Origin of the sequence: Allofournierella sp., assembly GCF_017889395.1 — a bacterium.
Taxonomy (GTDB): Bacteria; Bacillota; Clostridia; order Oscillospirales; family Ruminococcaceae; genus Allofournierella.
Genome location: NZ_JAGHKE010000139.1, coordinates 1 through 2,974 on the forward strand (window position 1 = coordinate 1; position 2,974 = coordinate 2,974).

General features: G+C 61.7%; 2 protein-coding genes. Both read left to right on the forward strand.

Annotation, left to right across the window (positions count from 1 at the left end; genetic code table 11):
• Positions 1-13: 13 nt before the first annotated feature.
• Positions 14-1,309, forward strand: coding sequence for a tRNA (N(6)-L-threonylcarbamoyladenosine(37)-C(2))-methylthiotransferase MtaB (gene mtaB / locus J7G73_RS12715; protein WP_291246536.1), 1,296 nt, complete (start codon positions 14-16; stop codon positions 1,307-1,309).
• A 139-nt stretch (positions 1,310-1,448) separates the two neighbouring features.
• Positions 1,449-2,966 (forward strand): 4Fe-4S dicluster domain-containing protein, encoded by a 1,518-nt coding sequence (locus tag J7G73_RS12720; protein ID WP_291246537.1) that lies wholly within the window; start codon positions 1,449-1,451, stop codon positions 2,964-2,966.
• The last annotated feature ends 8 nt before the right edge of the window (positions 2,967-2,974 follow it).

The following is a 2,974-nucleotide window of genomic DNA, read 5'->3' on the forward strand; positions in this document are numbered from 1 at the left end:
AAGGAGCGAATCCATGCGCGTAAGTTTTTATACGCTGGGCTGCAAGGTCAATCAGAATGAGACCGGCGCGCTTGCCCAGCTTTTCCGTCAGAACGGATACACCCTGGCCGAACCCGACGAGGAGGCCGATGTCTTTGTGGTGAACAGCTGCACCGTCACCGCCGGGGGTGATAAAAAAAGCCGCCAGTGGCTGCGGCGGGCCAAGCGCCAGTATCCCGGCGCGGTTACGGTGCTCACCGGCTGCTATCCCCAGGCTTTTCCCGAAGAGGCCGCCGCGGTGATGGAGGCGGATGTGGTGATGGGCAATGCCAACCGGCATGCCATTCTGCGCAACGTGGCCCGCGCCCTGGAGGGCGAACGGGTGGTGGACATTGCTGCCCACGAAAAAGGAGAGGCCTTTGAGGAGCTGCCCATGGAGCGCTTCGAGGGTCACACCCGGGCCTTCATCAAGGTGCAGGACGGCTGCAACCGCCAGTGCGCCTACTGTGTGATCCCCCGGGCCCGTGGACGGGTGCGCAGCCGCAGTGAGGCCAGCATCCTGAAGGAGCTGGAGGCTCTGGCTGCTGCGGGCTACAAGGAAGTGGTGTTCAGCGGCATTAACCTGCCCAGCTACGGCCAGGACACCGGCACCAACCTGATCGAACTTATCGAGCACAGCGCACAGGTGGAGGGCATCGAGCGCATCCGTCTGGGCAGCCTGGAGCCGGACCTGCTGAGCGACGACGACATCGCCCGCATGGCCCGCACCGAAAAGCTCTGCCCCCAGTTCCATCTTTCGCTGCAGAGCGGCTGCACTGCTACCCTGCGCCGGATGCGCCGGGTCTACACCGCTGAGGAATACGCCGCCGTGGTCAAAAAACTGCGGGCGGCTTATAGCGGAGCATGCAGCTTCACCACCGATGTGATCGTGGGCTTCCCCGGCGAAACCGAAGAAGAATTTGCCGAGAGCGTGCGCTTTGTGCAGGAGCTGGAATTCCTGAAGGTCCATGTGTTCCCCTATTCCCGCCGGGAGGGAACCCCTGCCGCCACCTTCCCGGACCAGATCCCCGAGGAGGAAAAGGCCCGCCGGGTGCACCTGCTGCAGAGCGCATCAGACGAGGTGCGCGGCAAGCTGGCCAAAGAGTGGTTCGGCTCGGTGGATACCGTGCTGCTGGAAAAGCCCCTCAGTGCAAATCTGTTCACCGGCTATACCCGGCTGTACCTGCCGGTAGTGGTCAGCGCACCCGGTTCAGCGGCCGGTCAGATCCTTCCCTGCCGTCTGGGCGAGTGGGATGGCGAGCGCTGCCGGGCCACCGCTGTGCAGCTTTGATTGCAGCCACAAAAAATATCCACATTCTTTCCCGTTCTTGTCCTCTTTCGGTGCTTGCCCCGGAAGAGCGAGTATGTTATATTTTTATTGTATGCGAACCCCAACGCATTTTGGAAGGAGTTATGTGATTATGAGCAACATGCGCGGTATCTACACCTCGGTCACCGAGATCCGCCGCCGGGTCTTCACCGAAGTGGCCCGCCTCTCCTATGAGGGGCAGAACTACGCACAGGAGGTTTCCCGCCTGCCCTATAAAATTATCCCGGGCGAGGTCAATAGCTTCCGCAACAGCATTTTCCTGGAGCGCGCCATCGTTTCCGAGCGCATCCGTCTGGCCATGGGTCTGCCCCTGCGCCCCATGGATGAGCAGGCGCCCACCAATTCCGGCATGGAAAACAGCGTGATCGCCCAGAAGTACTACGATCCCCCGCTGGTGAACATCATTAAGTTCGCCTGCAACGCCTGCCCTGAAAAGAAGGTGGAGGTGACCAACCTGTGCCGCGGCTGTCTGGCCCATCCCTGTGTGGATGTATGCCCCAAGGATGCCCTGACCTTTACCCCCGGCGGCCAGACCGTGATCGATCAGGACAAGTGCATCAAGTGCGGCAAGTGCGTGGATGTATGTCCCTATCACGCCATCGTGAAGATGGAGCGCCCCTGCGCTGCTGCCTGCGGCATGAACGCCATCCACTCCGATGACCTGGGCCGCGCTCAGATCGATCAGGACAAGTGCGTATCCTGCGGCATGTGCCTGGTGAACTGCCCCTTCGGCGCCATCGTGGACAAGGGCCAGATCTTCCAGCTGATCCAGAGTATCCGCCAGGGTGACCGGGTCTACGCCATCATGGCTCCCGCCTTCGTGAACCAGTTCCCCGGCCTAACCGTGGGCAAACTGAAGGCCGCCATGCGTCAGCTGGGCTTCGCGGACACCTTCGAGGTTGCCGTGGGCGCTGACCTGTGCACCATCGAGGAAGCCAAGGACTTCATGCGTGAGGTTCCCGAGCATCAGCCCTTCATGGCAACCAGCTGCTGCCCCAGCTGGAGCGTGATGGCCAAGAAGCTCTTCCCCGAAATGGCCGACTACATCAGCATGGCTCTGACTCCCATGGTGCTCACCGCCCGTCTGGTGAAGAAGCATCACGGCAAGGACTGCAAGGTGGTCTTCGTTGGCCCCTGCTCCGCCAAGAAGCTGGAGGCCAGCCGCCGCAGCATCCGCAGCGATGTGGACTTCGTGCTCACCTTCGAGGAGCTGATGGGCATGTTCGAAGCCCGCGAGGTTGACTTCGACAATCTGGAGGTCGATCCCGTCGACGACTTCAACAAGGCCTCCGCTGACGGCCGCGGTTTCGCTGTGGGCGGCGGTGTCGCCCAGGCTGTGGCAAACGCAATCAAGAAGCTGGACCCGGACCGTGAGGTCAAGGTTGCCAGCGCTCAGGGTCTGGCCGAGTGCAAGAAGCTGCTCATGATGGCCAAGGCCGGCAAGTACAACGGCTACCTGCTGGAAGGCATGGGCTGCCCCGGCGGCTGCATGGGCGGCGCCGGTACTCTGACCGATCCCGTGAAGGCTGCTGCCGCACTGGCCAAGTACAAGAAGGAAGCTCCCATCGAGACCTCGGTGGAAAGCCCCTACGAGAACGATCTGGCCTTCCTGAACTGATCGTTTTC